Here is a 15,492-nt window from a genome sequence, read left to right as displayed (position 1 = left end):
TCCCCGTCGAACGGAGGTCCGACATGACCGGCCCGCACATCCCGAGCGGCGGGCGCCGCAGGACACAGCTCACCCGGGCCCGCATCCTCGAAGCGGCACGTCGGGAACTCGGCCGTGACCCCGAGAGCAGTCTCGGCGACATCGCCGAGGCCGCCGGCGTGGTGCGGCGCACCGTGTACGGGCACTTCGGCGGCCGGTCCGCGCTGGTCGAGGGGCTCGTCACGGACGCCGCGGAGGCCCTGCGGCGCGCTCTGGCGACCGTACGGATCCCCGAACACGACGCCGTCGACGCGCTGACGTGCTTCACCCTGGCGCTGTGGCCCGTCGGCGACCGCTACCGGACGCTGCTGAGACTCGCACCCCAGGACCTGGGCCGCGAGCGGGTGGACGAGGTGCTCGCCCCCGCCCGGGACACGGCCAGAACGATCATCGAGCGGGGGCAGCGGCAGGGCGTCTTCCGCAGCACCCTCCCGCCCGAGCCGCTCAGCCGGGCGGTCGAAGGACTGCTGCTGGCGCTCCTGGACTGCGTGAACACCGGGATCTGGACCGACGACGGCACCCGCGCCGCGACCGCCGCCCTGATCGCGGTGGGCGTGGACGCCGACCTCGCCGTCGCCCGGGTCCGGGCACTCGGCCGGCCCGACCGCGTCGGCGCCTAGAGAACCGTCTCCCCCGAGAGGAACCCATGCGCCGTTTTCGGCACGACGGACAGCCCCCGCCCGCGGAGTCCCCGCCCACGAAGCCCTCGCCCACGAAGCCCTCGCCCCCGGAATCCCTGTCCGCGGAATCCTTGCCCGCGGAATCCTTGCCCGCGGCGCCCTTCCGCCACGCCGCCGCCTCCGCCCGTCGTCCGGCTTCGCGAAGGCGGCGCGGGACGACCGTCGCGGTCGCGTCCGCTGCGGCGCTGCTGGTGGGCGGCGGCGTCGCCGTCGACCGGATCGCCGCCGCCCGCGCGGAGAGCCGTACGGCGGAGGCGTTCCAGGAGGGCATGGGGACCCCGCGGCAGCCCTCGGTGCACGTCAGCGGCTTCCCCGTGCTGACCCAGCTGGCCCACGGCAGCCTGCGGCACGTCGACATCACCGCCCACGACCTCCCCGCCCGCGGCACGGACCGACCGCTGCCCGTCACCGAGCTGACCGTCGGCCTCGACGGCCTCAGGACCGGCGGCGGCGCCGAGGAGGCCCGAGCCCGCGCCGTCCAGGCGACCGCGTTCCTGTCGTACGGGGATCTGTCGGACGCGCTCGGCCCGGGCGTCTCGCGGGGCGACGAGCCGGGCCGGGTCGACGCGACCATCGGCCTGCCGCTCGCCGGGGACGTGACGGTGAGCGCGGCCGTCTCGGCGGCCCCCGGCAACCGCATCGCCTTCACGGACGTCCGCGTCACCCGGGGCGAGCTCTTCCCTCCCGCCAAGGCCCTGCTCGACAAGGCCCTGGCGGAGCCCGTGCCGCTGCGGAACATCCCCGAGGGACTCCATCTGCGGTCGGTCACCGTCACGGACGAGGGGATCAGCGCCCGCTTCAGCGGTGAGGCGGTCACCTTCCGCCCGGACGCGTCGTCCGCCTGAGGCAGACCGGTCAGCCGAGGTCGGGCAGCGGGCGGCGGGCGACGTCGTGGGCGTCCTCGGGCGGGACGCCCAGCATGCGCAGCACCATCTCCGCCAGACGCGAGGCGGCCTCGTCACCGTCCAGGTCGGGCCGGGTGAACCGCAGCTCCACCAGGGACAGCAGTGTGCCGCCGAGCGCGGAGAGCGCGACGACGGGATCGAGGGCGGCGAAGCGGCCGGAGGCGACACCGGCCCCCAGGTCGCGCAGGGCCCGGGGGGCGAGGCCGAACTCCGAGTGGATGTAGCCGAGTCCGCGGCGGCGCAGCACCTGCATGAGCTCCGGGTGGGAGTCGGCCATGCGGGCGCTGAGCCGGAAGCCGGCCGCGACCAGTTCCGCCGGGTCCTCGATCCCGGCGAGGCGGTCGTCGAAGGCCTGGCCGAACTCCTCCAGCGCGTCCACCACCGCCGCGTCGAACAACTCCGCCTTCGACTCGAAGTGGTTGTAGAACGATCCGAACCCGACGTCCGCCCGTTCGGCGATCGCCTGGATGCTGGCGCCGGCGTCCCCGCTCTCGGCGAGGATCTGCCGCGCCGCACGGACCAGCGCCTGACGGGTCTCGGCGCGGCGCCGCTCGAAGCGGTTGCGGGGCGGGGCAGGCGAGGACATGCCCGGAGTCTAGCCACCCGTACACACACATCGGCAATTCTGATGGATCCATCATTTCATAAAGCGCGGGTGGGCGGTGTGCGACGGGCGCGCCATGACGGCGGAAGGGCTCCCGCGAGGACGTCTCACGGGAGCCCTTCACGCCGCCTGCCGGTGAACGGTGAGAAGACGATCACGAGCAGGACGTCTGTGCGGACGCGGACGGGGACACGGACGGGCACGCGGACGCGCACGCGGGCGCGGCCACCGCGTCAGGGCGTCACGGGGCGAGCAGCAGGGCGTCGCCGCGCCCCTTGGCTGCGGAGTACCGCCGGGCCACGTCCTGCCAGTTCACGACCTGCCACATCGCCTCGACGAAGTCGGCCTTCTGGTTCCTGTACTGCAGGTAGAAGGCGTGCTCCCAGGCGTCGAAGACGAGGATCGGGGTGGAGCCCTGACCGACGTTGCCCTGGTGGTCGTAGACCTGCTCGACGATCAGCCGGCCGGAGAGCGGCTCGTAGGCGAGGACACCCCAGCCGGAGCCCTGGGTGGTGGCCGACGCCTTGGACAGCTGCGCCTTGAAACCCGCGAACGAGCCGAAGGACTCGGCGATCGCGTCCGCGAGCTCGCCCACGCCGTCCTCCTCCAGCGGCTCGCCGCCGCCGTCGCCGGTCATGTTGTGCCAGTAGACGCTGTGCAGGACGTGCCCGGACAGATGAAAGGCCAGGCTCTTCTCCAGGCCGTTGACCGCACCCCACGCCTCCTTGTCCCGCGCCTCCGCGAGTTGCTCCAGGGTGTCGTTCGCCCCCTTCACGTACGCCGCGTGGTGCTTGTCGTGGTGCAGTTCGATGATCTCGGGGCTGATCACCGGGGCGAGCGCCGCGTAGTCGTACGGGAGCTCCGGGAGCGTGTACACCGCCATGTCCGTCCCACACCCTTCCAGCTTATTGCGATTGATATGCAACTACAAGCTATCAGCAATAGCGCTTCTCGGTGATCAGGTCGCGTGGGTATGCTCACGGCCATGCCGAACACCGTGACCAGCTACGACTACGAGAAGGACGGCGCGGCGATCTACCGCCAGTCCTTCGCCACCATCCGCGCGGAGGCCGACCTCACGGGCCTGCCCGCCGACGTCGCCCAGGTCGCGGTCCGGATGATCCACGCCTGCGGAATGGTGGACCTCGTACAGGACCTCGCCTACACGCCCGGGGTGGTGGCGCGTGCCCGAGAGGCCCTGCGCGGCGGAGCGCCGATCCTCACCGACGTCCAGATGGTGGCCAGCGGTGTGACCCGCGGGCGGCTGCCCGCCGGCAACGACGTGGTGTGCACGCTCTCCGACCCGGCCGTCCCGGGGCTGGCGGCCGAACTGGGGACGACGCGCAGCGCCGCCGCGCTGGAGCTGTGGCGCGACCGGCTGGCGGGCGCGGTCGTGGCCGTCGGCAACGCGCCCACCGCGCTCTTCCGTCTGCTGGAGATGATCGAGGCGGGCGCCCCGCGGCCCGCCGCCGTGATCGGTGTGCCGGTCGGGTTCGTCGGTGCCGCCGAGTCGAAGGAGGCCCTGGCGGCCGGCCGGTCCGGTCTGGAGTACCTGGTGGTGCGGGGACGCCGGGGCGGCAGCGCGATCGCCGCCGCCGCGCTCAACGCGATCGCCAGCGAGGAGGAGTAGCGGGCGGGCGCCGGGCGCCGGGCAGGACCGGCGGGTTCCGCGCCGGTCCTCAGTCGGCGCGCCGGGAAGCGCCGCCCGGTGCGCGGCGGTCGCGGTGCTCCCCGACCCAGCGGACCGCCCGCTCCGGGTCGGCCACGACGGGCACGCCCTCGGGCACCGGCGGCCGGCGGATCACGACCACCGGCAGGCCGGCCTCACGGGCGGCCGTGAGCTTCGGCGCCGTGGCGGCTCCCCCGCTGTCCTTGGTCACCACGACGTCGACGCGATGGCGGCGCAGCAGCTCGCGCTCGCCGTCGAGGGTGAACGGGCCGCGCTCCAGCAGCGTCTCCGTACGGGCCGGGCGCGGGCCCTCGGGCGCGTCGACGGATCGTACGAGGAACCACAGCTCGTCCAGGTCCGCGAACGCGGCGAGGCCCATCCGGCCGGTCGTGAGGAACACCCGCCGCCCCAGCCCGGGCAGCAGGGCCGCGGCCTCCTCAGGCGAGCCGGCCTCGTGCCAGTCGTCGCCCTCGACGGGAACCCAGCCGGGGCGGCGCAGGGCCAGCAGGGGTACGCCGGTCGCGGCGGCGGCCCCGGCCGCGTGGAAACTCATCGCCCGGGCGAAGGGGTGGGTGGCGTCGACGAGGACGTCCACGGGGTGCGCGCGCAGCCACGCCGTCAGGCCCTCGGGGCCGCCGAAGCCCCCGACACGCACCTCGCCCGGCGGCAGCCGGGGGCTCGCCACCCGCCCGGCGAGGGAGGTGGTCACCGCCACGCCGGGCATGCCGTGGAGCAGCTCGGCGAGCCGGCGGGCCTCCGTGGTCCCGCCGAGTATGAGTACGTGCATGGAGGTCCGGGTCCGTTCATGAGCGGCGAGCCGAGGGCCGGTCGCGCGTGTCCCACTGGGCCCACCACTCAAGCACACCGGCGGCGTTCCGCCCCGCCCACCTACGGCGAGAAGCGGGCCCGGCCCGCCCTGCCCGCAGAAGTGCGGAAGCACGGGTGCACGGCGGCGCCGGGGCGGGGCGGCAGGCGCCAAGGGCGGGCCGCCGCAGCGCCTGGCCGCCCACGGCAAGGCGCCGGCGCGACGGCAGCAGGACACCGGGGCACCGACGGGCAAGCGCCAGTGGCAGGGCACCGGGGCGCCGAGGGCGGGCCGCCGAGCCGCCGGGGCGCCGGACCGACCGCCGGGCCGCCGAGCCGCCGGGGCGCCGGACCGACCGCCGGGGCGCCGGGCCGCCGGTGTGCCGGGCCGCCGCAGCGCCTGGCCGCCCACGGCAAAGCGCCGGCGCGACGGCAGCAGGACACCGGGGCACCGCGCCGTTCAGTTCCCGGCGTGCGCCGGCAGCGTGGGCGCACGTCCCGTCAGCCGTGCGCCGAGGCCTTCTTGATCGCCTCCCGGATCCGGGAGTACGTGCCGCAGCGGCACACGTTCTCGATGCGGTCGATGTCGGCGTCGGTCGGCCGGGCCGTCCGCTTCAGCAGGGCCGCCGCGGCCATGATCTGGCCGGGCTGGCAGAAGCCGCACTGGGCCACGTCGCACTCCAGCCAGGCCTGCTGCACGGGATGCAGCCGGTCGCCGTCGGCCAGGCCCTCGATGGTGGTGACCTCGCGGCCGGCGCAGTCCTCGACCGGCACGACACAGGGCTGGACCTCCGCGCCGTCCAGGTGGCTGGTGCAGGCGCGGCAGACCCCGACCCCGCAGCCGTACTTGGGTCCGGTCACGTTCAGCAGGTCCCGCAGCACCCACAGCAGCGGCATGTCGGCGGGCGCCTCGACGGTGACCGGCTTCCCGTTGAGGACGAAGGAGTAGGACGGCATCGGCACCTTCCAGGCGTCGCGTTGAGAAGTGGGGCGTTCACACGTGGTCGCGGCAGTGGTCGTGTTCAGAAGTTGAGCGGGAAGCGGCGGGGCTTGGTGCCGGTGGCCCGGGCGTAGGCGTTGGCGACGGCGCCCGCCGCGGCCGGGACACCGAGTTCGCCCGCGCCGCCCGGCTCCCCGTGCGAGGGCATGATGTGCGCCTCGAAGCGGAGCGGGGCGTCGCGCTGGCGGGCGTAGTGGAAGTCGGCGTAGCTGCTCTCGCGGACGGCGCCGCGGTCGATGTGCAGACCGGCCGTGAGGACGGTGGAGATGCCGTCGACGGCGGTGCCCATGAGCTGGGCCTCCAGGCCGCGGGGGTTGACGGCGGTGCCGACGTCGGCGGCCATCACCACCCTGGTCACCCGGGGGTGGTGCGGGTCGGTCGCGTCGATCTCCGCGAGGCAGGCCACGCAGGAGCCGTACTCCTCGTGGACGGCGACGCCCTGCGCCCGGCCGGCCGGCAGGGCGCGGCCCCAGTGACCGGCGGCGGCCGCCTTGTCGAGCACCGCTCTGACGGCCTTGTTCCGCAAGGTCGCGCGCCGGAAGGCGACCGGGTCCTTCCCCAGCCGGGCGGCGATCTCGTCGACGACGATCTCCTCCGCCGTCCGTACGGTCCCCGAGTCCACCGACCGCCAGGCGCCCAGCGGTATCGCCAGCTCCACGGAGCCCGAGTCCCCGGACAGACGGCCGAAGTTGTACAGGCCGCTGTCGCTGGGCAGCGGCCCGGCCGCCGACGCGAAGGACGCCGGACGCACGGCGCCCGCCCCCTCGTAGGCCTGGCTCACCGAGGCCGTCGCGTGGGCGAAGGCCACCACCCGGCCGCGCGCGAGGCTGGCGCGGACGCGGTGATGGCCGGCCGGGCGCATCCGGCCGTGCCGGATGTCGTCGGCGCGGCTCCACATCAGCTTGACCGGCCGGCGGGCCGCCTTGGAGATCAGGGCCGCCTCCAGGGCGGCGTCGGAGTCGAGCCGGCGGCCGAACGAGCCGCCGCCGCGCAGGACGTGGACCTTCACCTTCGACGCGGGCAGCCCGACCGCCGAGGCGATGCTGTCGCGCGCGTCCATCGGGGTCTGCGAGGAGAACCAGATCTCGGCCCGGGCGGCCCGGACGTCCGCCACCGCGGTCAGCACCTCCATCGGCGCATGGCCGACGAACGCGAACTCGAACTCGGCCTCCACCTGGGCCGATCCGCCCGGCGGCGTACCGAGGCGGGGTACGGCGGCCCGCAGCCGCCGGCGGATCGCGGCGTCGGACAGCCCCACGAGCGGCCCGGGCGCCCAGGTGATCTCCAGGGCGTCCCGGGCCTTGAAGGCGTGGTGGAACGACTCCGCCACCACGGCGACCCCGCCCGCGACCCGCACCACCGCGTGCACGCCGGGCATCGCCCGCGCCGCCCGGTCGTCGACGGACACCACCGTGCCGCCGAGCGTGGGCGGGCGGGCCACGACCGTCGGCTTGGCCCCGGCGACCGCCAGGTCCCCGGCGTACTTCGCCGCGCCGGTGACGATGTCCCGGGCGTCGATCCGGTTCGTGGGCCGCCCGATCACCCGGTGCCGGGAGGCCGGCTTGGGTGCGGCCGACACCGCGGGCACCCGGATCGCCGCGGCGTATCCCGTCAGGTAGCCGAAGGTGGCCGAGCGGCCGTCCGGCGCGTACACCTTCGTGTCCTTGGTGCGCAGGGCACGCGCGGGGACGTGCCAGAGCCGGGCCGCCGCGGTGACCAGCCTGGCCCGCGCGGTGGCGGCCAGTTCGCGGGCCGGGCCGTACAGGGACCGGACCGAGCTGGAACCGCCGGTGTACTGGTTGCCCTTGGTCCGGGCGTCGGCAAGGGGGATGTCGATGTCGGCGAGCCGGGCGTCCAGTTCCTCGGCGATCATCATTGCGACCGCGGTGGTGACGCCCTGTCCGACCTCGACCCGCGGCAGCCGTACGACGATCCGGTTGGCCTCGGTGACCTCGAGGACCAGCATCTCCTCGTCGGTGCCGGTCACCAGGACGTCGGAGGAGCGGCGGGCGGGCTCGGCGCCCTCCGCGGAGGAGGAGTCGCAGGCGAGGGGGGCCGCGACGATCAGGGTGGACGCCGCGAGGGTGTGGACCATGAACCTGCGGCGGGACAGCTGAGGGGCCACCGGGCACTCCTGTTCGGGTTCCGTGGGGTTCGTCTCCTAGGAGGGGCCGGCGCCCCGCGAGGTTGCCTGCGCGGGGCGAAGTGACGCCCCGCCACCCCGTGCGGGGGGCTGCCGCATCGGTCGAAAGCATTGACGGGGACATGCACGCCCCCTATCTTCTGGCCGAAGTTACGAACTGCGTTCGAAATTACGGACAAGGGACGGTCCTGTATGCCTCGGATGTTTGGTCCGCGCCCCGGCGTGCCGGCAGTGCGCCGCAGACCCTGGCTCGTCTGTGTGCTGGCACTCCTCGTGGCCCTGGTGGCCGCGACCCAGCCGGTGTCCGCGGCGGACGGCCGCCCGTACACCAACCCGCTGAAGTCGGCCAAGGGCGCGGACCCCTGGCTGGAGTACTACGACGGCAACTACTACCTGATCACGACGACGTTCACCGGCGTCCTCGGCATGCGCAAGGCGCCGACCCTGGCGGGCCTCGCCACCGCGCCCAACGTGCAGGTCTGGTCGGACACCACCTCCACCCGCAACACCAACATCTGGGCGCCGGAGATCCACCAGTTCAACGGCCACTGGTATCTCTACTACTCGGCCGGCCAGAGCGGCGTCTCCTGCTGCGACTCCCAGCGCACCCATGTCCTGGAGAGCGCCGGCACCGACCCGCTCGGCCCCTACACCTACAAGGGCTCGCTCACCGGCTCCAACCTCACCCCCGGCGGCTGGCTGATCGACGCGAGCGTGCTCCAGGCGAACGGCAAGCTGTATCTCGTCGGCAGCGGCTTCATCAACGGAAGCAAGCAGAGCCTGGTCATCGCGCCGATGAGCAACCCGTACACGCTGTCCAGCAACACCTTCACGATCATCTCCAGCCCCACCCTGAGCTGGGAGACGTCCGGCGCGGCGGTGAACGAGGGCCCCGAGCCGCTCTACCACGGCGGCCGTACGTTCCTCACGTTCTCCGCGAGTTACTGCACCACGGCCGACTACAAGCTGGGTCTGCTCGAACTCACCGGCTCCGACCCGCTGAGCGCGTCCTCCTGGACGAAGACCCAGACCCCCGTCTTCCAGCGCAGTGACGCCAACGGGGTCTACGGCCCCGGCCACAACGGCTTCTTCAGCTCGCCGGACGGCACGGAGAACTGGATCGTCTACCACGCCAACTCCTCCGCCAGCGGCGGCTGCGGCAACGGCCGTACGACCCGGGCCCAGAAGTTCTCCTGGAAGGCCGACGGCACTCCGGACTTCGGCACTCCGGTCGCGCTCGGCACGAGCCTGCCCGGCCCGTCCGGGGAGTCGGCGGCGACCCCGACGGCGTACACCCTCGTCAACCGCAACAGCGGCAAGTGCCTGGACCTCGAAGGAGGTTCCACGGCCAACGGCACCGACGTCCTCCAGTGGACCTGCAACGGCGGAACCAACCAGAAGTGGAAGGTGGAGGACCTCGGCGACGACACCCACCGGCTGGTGAACGTGGCGTCGGGCGGCGTGATGGACACCGCCGACTGCTCCACCGCCGACGGCGCCGACCTGCGCCAGTGGACCTGGCTGAACAACAAGTGCCAGCGGTTCCGCCTGGTGTTCACCGCGACCGGCGACTACGTCCGGATCGTCAACGAGAACAGCGGCAAGGTCGCCGACGTGGCGGACTGCGGAACGGCGAACGGCACCGACGTGCGGCAGTGGACCTGGCTGAACAACAACTGCCAGCAGTGGCGCCTGGTGCCCACCACCTGACCCCCACCCCCCGCAGCACTCCCCCTCATTGGAGAACCCCCTTGAGACGCAGCGCCGTACGGCTGCTCCTGGCCGTCCTCGTCGCCCTCGCGGCCGCCCTCACCGGCCCGGGCGCGCCCGCCCATGCCGCCGTGCCCGACTCCCCCGCCGTGACGTACACCAACCCGGTCGCGGAGAAGCGGGCCGACCCGCACATCTTCAAACACGCCGACGGCTACTACTACTTCACCGCCACCGTCCCGGAGTACGACCGGATCGTGCTGCGCCGGGCGACGACCATCCAGGGCCTGTCGACGGCCCAGGAGGTCACCATCTGGACCAGGCACAGCAGCGGGATCATGGGCGCGCACATCTGGGCGCCGGAGATCCACTTCATCGACGGCAAGTGGTACGTGTACTTCGCGGCCGGGTCGACGTCCGACGTGTGGGCGATCCGGATGTACGTCCTCGAAGGCACCGGCGCCAACCCGCTGACCGCGACCTGGACCGAGAAGGGCCAGATCAAGACCACTTGGGAGAGCTTCTCCCTGGACGCCACCACCTTCGTGGTGAACGGCGTCCGCTATCTCGCGTGGGCGCAGCACAACCCGTCCGAGGACAACAACACCAGCCTGTTCATCGCGAAGATGGCCAACCCCTGGACGATCTCCGGGACTCCGGCGGAGATCTCGCAGCCGACCCTGTCCTGGGAGACGGTGGGCTACAAGGTCAACGAGGGCCCGGCGGTGATCCAGCACGGCGGCAAGGTCTTCATGACCTACTCGGCGAGCGCCACCGACGCCAACTACTGCCTGGGGATGCTGACCGCGTCCGCGACGGCGGACCTGACCAGCCCGGCGTCCTGGACGAAGGGTGCGCAGCCGGTCTTCAAGTCGAGTGACGCGACCTCGCAGTACGGGCCGGGCCACAACTCCTTCACCGTCTCCGAGGACGGCAGGTCCGACATCGTCGTGTACCACGACCGCAGCTACAAGGACATCTCCGGCGACCCGCTGAACGACCCCAACCGGCGCACCCGGGTGCAGAAGGTGTACTGGAAGGCGGACGGCACCCCGGACTTCGGCATCCCGGTGGCGGACGGGGTCACCCCGCAGCGGTTCTCCTCCTTCAACTACACCGACCGGTTCATCCGCCACTGGGAGTACCGCGCGAAGATCGAGGCGAACGTCAGCCCGCTCGCGGACTCGCAGTTCCGGGTGGTGACCGGGCTCGCGGGGACGGGCACCGTCTCGCTGGAGTCGGCCAACTTCCCCGGCTACTACCTGCGGCACAAGAACTACGAGGTGTGGCTGGAGAAGAACGACGGCACGTCGGCGTTCGCGTCCGACGCCAGCTTCTTCCAGCGGGCCGGGCTCGCCGACTCGGCGGGGGTCTCGTACGAGTCGTACAACTACCCGGGCCGTTACGTCCGGCACTACAACTACCTGCTGTACGTGCGGACACCGAGCACGGCGACGGACCGGGGGGACGCCACTTTCTACGCCCAGTGAGGCGCTGAGGGCACCATCCTGCGACTATACATAGGGTGTATACGCTCTATGTATAGTCGCGGCATGGCTTCTCTGACCAGGAAGATGAAGAAAACGGGGGCCGGGTTGCGTGCCGTCGCCGTCTCGGCGGCGGCCACCTGCCTGGCGGTCGTCCTCAGCGGCTGCGGCGGTCTCGACACCACCGCTCCCAGCGCCGCCCGCGCCCGTCCCGCGGCGACCGCCCAGGCCGCCGCCCGAATGGGCGCGGTCGACTGCCGTGAGGTGAAGTGCATCGCGCTCACCTTCGACGCCGGACCCAGCGAGAACTCCGCCCGCCTGCTGGACATCCTGAAGGAGAGACAGGTCCCGGCGACCTTCTTCCTGCTGGGGAAACGGCACATCGAGAAGTACCCGGAACTCGTCCGCCGCATGGCCGACGAGGGGCACGAGGTGGCCAGCCACACCTGGGACCACCGGATCCTCACGCGGATCGAGCCGGACGAGATACGGGAGGAACTCCGGCGCCCCAACGACGAGATAGAGCGCCTCACCGGCCGCCGGCCCACCCTGATGCGCCCACCGCAGGGCCGTACCAACGACACCGTGCACGAGATCTCCCGCGAGCTGGGACTCGCGGAGGTGCTGTGGACGGTGACCGCCAAGGACTACGCGACGACCGACTCCGCACTGATCCGCGAGCGCGTGCTCGCCCAGGCCGACCGGGACGGCATCATCCTGCTGCACGACCTCTACGACGGCACCGTGCCGGCCGTCCCCGGGATCATCGACGCCCTGAAGGAGCGGGGCTACGTGTTCGTCACCGTGCCGCAGTTGCTCGCACCGGGCACGGCGGAGCCGGGCGAGGTCTACCGCTGACGCAGCGGGCGGGGCGCGGTCGGGCGGGGGCCGGGCCCGGCTCACGGTGCCGTACGGGCGTACGACGGGCACGGGGCTCGGGTGACGCCGGCCCGTGAGCCGCGGCGGAACGCGCCGCCGCGCCGCCCGGACTCCCTACGATCAACGCGTGGTCAACTTCCAGCTCGAACGCACCGCCCCGCTCTCTCTCGAAGAGGCCTGGCGCCGGCTCACCGAGTGGCACCGGCACGGCGAGGTGGTGCCCCTGACCCGCGTCACCGTGGTCACTCCCCCGCCGGCCGGCGAGGGCACCGTGTTCGTGGCGCGCTCGGGGCTCGGCCCGTTCGCCCTCGACGACCGGATGGAGGTCACCGTGTGGCATCCGCCGGCCGACGACGAGCCGGGCCGGTGCCGGCTGGAGAAACGCGGCCGGATGGTCCGGGGCTGGGCCGAGATCGAGGTGTGGCCGGGCCCCGGCGGCCGGACGCGGGTCGTGTGGCGCGAGGAGCTGCGGATCCGCTTCCTCCCCTCGCCCTTCGACCCACTCGTGCGCACCACGGCCCGCGCGGTGTTCGGCCGTGCGGTGAACCGGCTGCTGCGCAGGCGGTGAGGACACCGGCGCCGGCGGCACGCTCAGGCCACCGAGCCGATCCGTCCCGTGGGGGCCGGCGCCGTGTCGTGGTGGATCGGCGTGTGCGCGCCGGTCAGCGGGATGCCGCTGCCGCCACGGCGGGCCGCGACGATCTCGGCGGCGATCGACAGGGCCGTCTCCTCGGGGGTACGGGCTCCCAGGTCGAGGCCGATGGGTGAGCGCAGCCGGGTCAGCTCGAGTTCGGTGACCCCCGCCGCCCGCAGCCGGGCGTCGCGGTCCAGGTGGGTCCTGCGGGAGCCCATCGCGCCGACGTAGGCGACCGGGAGGCGCAGCGCCACCTGGAGCAGGGGCACGTCGAACTTGGCGTCGTGGGTCAGCACGCACAGCACCGTCCGGGCGTCCACCTCCGTGCGCTCCAGGTAGGTGTGCGGCCACTCGACGACGATCTCGTCCGCCTCCGGGAAGCGGGCCGCGGTCGCGAAGACGGGCCGGGCGTCGCACACCGTCACATGGTGGCCGAGGAACTTGCCGACCCGCACCAGCGCCGACGCGAAGTCGATCGCGCCGAACACGATCATGCGGGGCGGCGGGACCGACGACTCGACCAGGACGGTCAGCGGGGTCCCGCAGCGGGAGCCCTGCTCGCCGAGTTCCAGGGTGCCGGTGCGGCCGGCCTGGAGGAAGGCGCCGGCCTCGGCGGCCACCGTGCGGTCCAGTTCGGGACGGCCGCCGAAGCCACCCGTGCACGACCCGTCGGGGCGGACGAGGAGCGCGCGGCCGACGAGGTCGGCCGGCCCCTCGACGACGCGGGCCAGCGCCGACGCCTCGCCGCGCGCGGCGGCGGCCAGCGCGGCCTCGACCACCGGGCGGACCGGGTCACCGGCCCGCACCGGGGTGACGAGGACGTCGATGACGCCGCCGCAGGTGAGGCCCACGGCGAAGGCGTCGTCGTCGCTGTAGCCGAAGCGTTCCAGGACCGGTGCGCCGTCCGCCAGCGCCTGTTGGCACAGGTCGTACACCGCGCTCTCCACACAGCCGCCGGAGACCGAGCCGACCGCCGTGCCGTCGGCGTCCACCGCGAGGGCGGCGCCCGGCCGGCGGGGCGCGCTGCCGCCGACGGCCACCACGGTGGCGACGGCGAAGTCACGGCCCTGCCCGGCCCACCGGTTCAGCTCTTCGGCGATGTCCAGCATGTCTCGGTCTCCTCGAACGGCGGTGATGTGGAATGCGGTCGCGCGGCCGGCGGCACGTTCCCGACAGGCCCTAGGGGGTGTTTCGAAAGTCCTGTGCGGTGCCCGCGGTGTCCGGTGCGGCGAGGGTGCGTGCCGGGCGCCGCGGGTGCTGTGCGGGACTTTCGAAACACCCCCTAACGCACGCCCAGCCAGCTCTCAAGGGGATGGAGGGCGAAATAGACCAGGAAGATGCCTGACAGACCCCACATGAAGGCACCGATGTCCCGGAACCTGCCCTGAGCCGCCTTGATGGCCGTGTACGAGATGACGCCGGCGGCGACGCCCGTGGTGATGGTGTAGGTGAACGGCATCAGGACGACGGTCAGGAACACCGGGATCGCGGTGGCCCTGTCGGTCCAGTCGACGTGCCGTGCGTTGGTCAGCATCATCGCGCCGATGACGACCAGCGCGGCGGACGCGACCTCCTGCGGGACGAGCGCGGTGAGCGGGGTGAAGAACAGGCACGCGGCGAAGAGCAGGCCGGTGACGACCGAGGCGAGACCGGTACGGGCGCCCTCGCCCACGCCGGTCGCCGACTCGATGAAGACCGTCTGGCCGGAGCCGCCCGCCACGCCGCCGATGGCACCGCCGGCGCCGTCGATGAACAGCGCCTTCGACAGGCCCGGCATCCGGCCCTCGTCGTCGGCGAGCTTCGCCTCGGTGCCGACGCCGATGATGGTGGCCATCGCGTCGAAGAAGCCCGCGAGGACGAGCGTGAAGACGATCACGCCCACGGTCATCGCGCCGACCTCGCCCCAGCCGCCGAACTCCACGTTCCCGAAGAGCGAGAAGTCGGGCGTCGACACGGCGCCGCCGTGCAGTTCGGGGGCGCCGGCCGCCCACTGCTTCGCGTCGACGACCCCGGCGGCGTTGAGGATCGCCGCGACGACCGTGCCGCCGGCGATGCCGACGAGGATGGCGCCGGGGACGTTCCGGGCCTGGAGCATGAAGATGAGGAGCAGCGTGCCGGCGAACAACAGCACCGGCCAGCCGGCCAGTTCGCCCGCCGGGCCCAGGGTGACCGGGGTCGCCTCGCCCTGGTGCACGAAGCCGGACTTGTAGAAGCCGATGAGGGCGATGAACAGGCCGATGCCCATCGTGATGCCGTGCTTGAGCGCGAGCGGTATCGCGTTCATGATCATCTCGCGCAGGCCGGTGACGACGAGCAGCATGATGACCGTGCCGTACAGCACGCACATGCCCATCGCCTGCGGCCAGGTCATCTGCGGGGCGACCTGGGAGGACAGCACGCCGGAGACCGAGAGACCGGCGGCGAGGGCGAGGGGCACCTTGCCGAAGAAGCCCATCAGCAGTGTCGTGCAGGCCGCCGCGAGCGCGGTCGCGGTGATCAGCGCCTGCCGGCCGAGGGTGTCCCCGGCCACGTCCTTCCCGGACAGGATCAGGGGGTTGAGCAGGAGGATGTACGCCATCGCCATGAAGGTGGTGACGCCGCCGCGCAGTTCGCGCGCGACCGTGGATCCACGCCGGGAGATGTGGAAGTACCGGTCGAGCCGGGACGGTACGGCCGGGACGCGGGTGCCGTCACCCGCGTCGTCGTCCGTGTTCCCGGGATCCAGTGACTGCTGGGTCATGTGGGCCTACTCCCAAGGTTCACAGGGGCACCCGCGGCAACCGCACCGGCTGCCGCGGGATTTGGGAAGGTGGTGCGGCCGCACGACCCGGGGGACGGCCCGAGACGAACGAGCTGGGTGCCAGTGCCGCGGGGGGGGGGGGGGGGGCCCCGCGGGGGCCCCCCCCCCGCCCCCCCCCCGGGGGGGGCCGGGCGGGGG

At 73.0% G+C, this 15,492-nt stretch carries 14 protein-coding genes; 7 read left to right on the top strand and 7 right to left on the bottom strand.

All coding sequences use genetic code 11. The features are described 5' to 3' along the window. Window positions 1-23: 23 nt before the first annotated feature. On the top strand, window positions 24-659 hold the full coding sequence (locus tag ACFY2L_RS29945; RefSeq protein WP_390658960.1) for a TetR/AcrR family transcriptional regulator: 636 nt from the start codon (window positions 24-26) through the stop codon (window positions 657-659). A gap of 146 nt (window positions 660-805) precedes the next feature. After that, the gene (locus ACFY2L_RS29940) at window positions 806-1,564 is read left to right on the top strand and encodes a DUF2993 domain-containing protein (RefSeq protein WP_390823944.1); all 759 of its coding nucleotides are present in this window, start codon (window positions 806-808) and stop codon (window positions 1,562-1,564) included. Between the two features lie 10 nt (window positions 1,565-1,574). On the opposite strand, the gene ACFY2L_RS29935 is transcribed toward ACFY2L_RS29940, so the two are convergent. Next, window positions 1,575-2,210 carry a TetR/AcrR family transcriptional regulator gene (locus ACFY2L_RS29935; protein ID WP_390823943.1) on the bottom strand — a complete coding sequence of 212 codons (636 nt, stop codon included), beginning with the start codon at window positions 2,208-2,210 and terminating at the stop codon, window positions 1,575-1,577. A gap of 259 nt (window positions 2,211-2,469) precedes the next feature. After that, on the bottom strand, window positions 2,470-3,111 hold the full coding sequence (locus ACFY2L_RS29930; RefSeq protein ID WP_390658963.1) for a superoxide dismutase: 642 nt from the start codon (window positions 3,109-3,111) through the stop codon (window positions 2,470-2,472). 102 nt (window positions 3,112-3,213) lie between these two features. On the opposite strand from ACFY2L_RS29930, the gene ACFY2L_RS29925 reads away from it, so the two are divergent. Continuing rightward, the gene (locus ACFY2L_RS29925; protein ID WP_390658964.1) at window positions 3,214-3,858 is read left to right on the top strand and encodes a precorrin-8X methylmutase; all 645 of its coding nucleotides are present in this window, start codon (window positions 3,214-3,216) and stop codon (window positions 3,856-3,858) included. A 49-nt stretch (window positions 3,859-3,907) separates the two neighbouring features. On the opposite strand, the gene ACFY2L_RS29920 is transcribed toward ACFY2L_RS29925, so the two are convergent. The 3 genes from ACFY2L_RS29920 to ACFY2L_RS29910 all read right to left on the bottom strand — a co-directional run bounded on the left by ACFY2L_RS29920 (window position 3,908) and on the right by ACFY2L_RS29910 (window position 7,796). Next, window positions 3,908-4,684 (bottom strand): cobalt-precorrin-6A reductase, encoded by a 777-nt coding sequence (locus ACFY2L_RS29920; RefSeq protein WP_390823942.1) that lies wholly within the window; start codon window positions 4,682-4,684, stop codon window positions 3,908-3,910. A 518-nt stretch (window positions 4,685-5,202) separates the two neighbouring features. Next, window positions 5,203-5,658: a (2Fe-2S)-binding protein gene (locus ACFY2L_RS29915; RefSeq protein ID WP_390658966.1), complete on the bottom strand. Its 456-nt coding sequence runs from the start codon at window positions 5,656-5,658 to the stop codon at window positions 5,203-5,205. 65 nt (window positions 5,659-5,723) lie between these two features. Continuing rightward, complete coding sequence (locus tag ACFY2L_RS29910) at window positions 5,724-7,796, bottom strand: molybdopterin cofactor-binding domain-containing protein (protein ID WP_390824005.1); 2,073 nt, start codon at window positions 7,794-7,796, stop codon at window positions 5,724-5,726. 240 nt (window positions 7,797-8,036) lie between these two features. Between ACFY2L_RS29910 and ACFY2L_RS29905 the strand changes: the two genes are divergently transcribed. From ACFY2L_RS29905 to ACFY2L_RS29890, 4 genes are all read left to right on the top strand, one after another. After that, a complete protein-coding gene (locus ACFY2L_RS29905) occupies window positions 8,037-9,554 on the top strand; it encodes a family 43 glycosylhydrolase (protein WP_390658967.1) in 1,518 nt (505 codons plus the stop codon). Window positions 9,555-9,595: 41 nt separating this feature from the next. After that, complete coding sequence (locus tag ACFY2L_RS29900; protein ID WP_390823941.1) at window positions 9,596-11,044, top strand: family 43 glycosylhydrolase; 1,449 nt, start codon at window positions 9,596-9,598, stop codon at window positions 11,042-11,044. A 63-nt stretch (window positions 11,045-11,107) separates the two neighbouring features. After that, on the top strand, window positions 11,108-11,899 hold the full coding sequence (locus ACFY2L_RS29895) for a polysaccharide deacetylase family protein (RefSeq protein ID WP_390658969.1): 792 nt from the start codon (window positions 11,108-11,110) through the stop codon (window positions 11,897-11,899). Between the two features lie 148 nt (window positions 11,900-12,047). Next, window positions 12,048-12,488: an SRPBCC family protein gene (locus tag ACFY2L_RS29890; protein ID WP_390658970.1), complete on the top strand. Its 441-nt coding sequence runs from the start codon at window positions 12,048-12,050 to the stop codon at window positions 12,486-12,488. Between the two features lie 23 nt (window positions 12,489-12,511). Here ACFY2L_RS29890 and ACFY2L_RS29885 read toward each other — a convergent pair whose 3' ends face one another. After that, complete coding sequence (locus ACFY2L_RS29885) at window positions 12,512-13,663, bottom strand: XdhC family protein (protein ID WP_390823940.1); 1,152 nt, start codon at window positions 13,661-13,663, stop codon at window positions 12,512-12,514. 173 nt (window positions 13,664-13,836) lie between these two features. Further along, a complete protein-coding gene (locus ACFY2L_RS29880; protein ID WP_390658972.1) occupies window positions 13,837-15,294 on the bottom strand; it encodes an NCS2 family permease in 1,458 nt (485 codons plus the stop codon). Window positions 15,295-15,492: the final 198 nt, after the last annotated feature.

Origin of the sequence: Streptomyces sp. NPDC001381 (assembly GCF_042895685.1) — a bacterium.
Taxonomy (GTDB): domain Bacteria; phylum Actinomycetota; class Actinomycetes; order Streptomycetales; family Streptomycetaceae; genus Streptomyces.
The sequence above is the reverse complement of the archived record's forward strand: the minus strand, read 5'-3'. Positions and strand labels throughout refer to the sequence as shown.

Excerpts from the sequence above, each read along its gene's own strand:
- ACFY2L_RS29945 (WP_390658960.1), top strand. The coding sequence starts at position 24 with ATGACCGGCCCGCACATCCCGAGCGGCGGGCGCCGCAGGACACAGCTC.
- ACFY2L_RS29935 (WP_390823943.1), bottom strand. The coding sequence starts at position 2,210 with ATGTCCTCGCCTGCCCCGCCCCGCAACCGCTTCGAGCGGCGCCGCGCC.
- ACFY2L_RS29930 (WP_390658963.1), bottom strand. The coding sequence starts at position 3,111 with ATGGCGGTGTACACGCTCCCGGAGCTCCCGTACGACTACGCGGCGCTC.
- ACFY2L_RS29925 (WP_390658964.1), top strand. The coding sequence starts at position 3,214 with ATGCCGAACACCGTGACCAGCTACGACTACGAGAAGGACGGCGCGGCG.
- ACFY2L_RS29920 (WP_390823942.1), bottom strand. The coding sequence starts at position 4,684 with ATGCACGTACTCATACTCGGCGGGACCACGGAGGCCCGCCGGCTCGCC.
- ACFY2L_RS29915 (WP_390658966.1), bottom strand. The coding sequence starts at position 5,658 with ATGCCGTCCTACTCCTTCGTCCTCAACGGGAAGCCGGTCACCGTCGAG.
- ACFY2L_RS29910 (WP_390824005.1), bottom strand. The coding sequence starts at position 7,796 with ATGGTCCACACCCTCGCGGCGTCCACCCTGATCGTCGCGGCCCCCCTC.
- ACFY2L_RS29905 (WP_390658967.1), top strand. The coding sequence starts at position 8,037 with ATGCCTCGGATGTTTGGTCCGCGCCCCGGCGTGCCGGCAGTGCGCCGC.
- ACFY2L_RS29895 (WP_390658969.1), top strand. The coding sequence starts at position 11,108 with ATGGCTTCTCTGACCAGGAAGATGAAGAAAACGGGGGCCGGGTTGCGT.
- ACFY2L_RS29885 (WP_390823940.1), bottom strand. The coding sequence starts at position 13,663 with ATGCTGGACATCGCCGAAGAGCTGAACCGGTGGGCCGGGCAGGGCCGT.
- ACFY2L_RS29880 (WP_390658972.1), bottom strand. The coding sequence starts at position 15,294 with ATGACCCAGCAGTCACTGGATCCCGGGAACACGGACGACGACGCGGGT.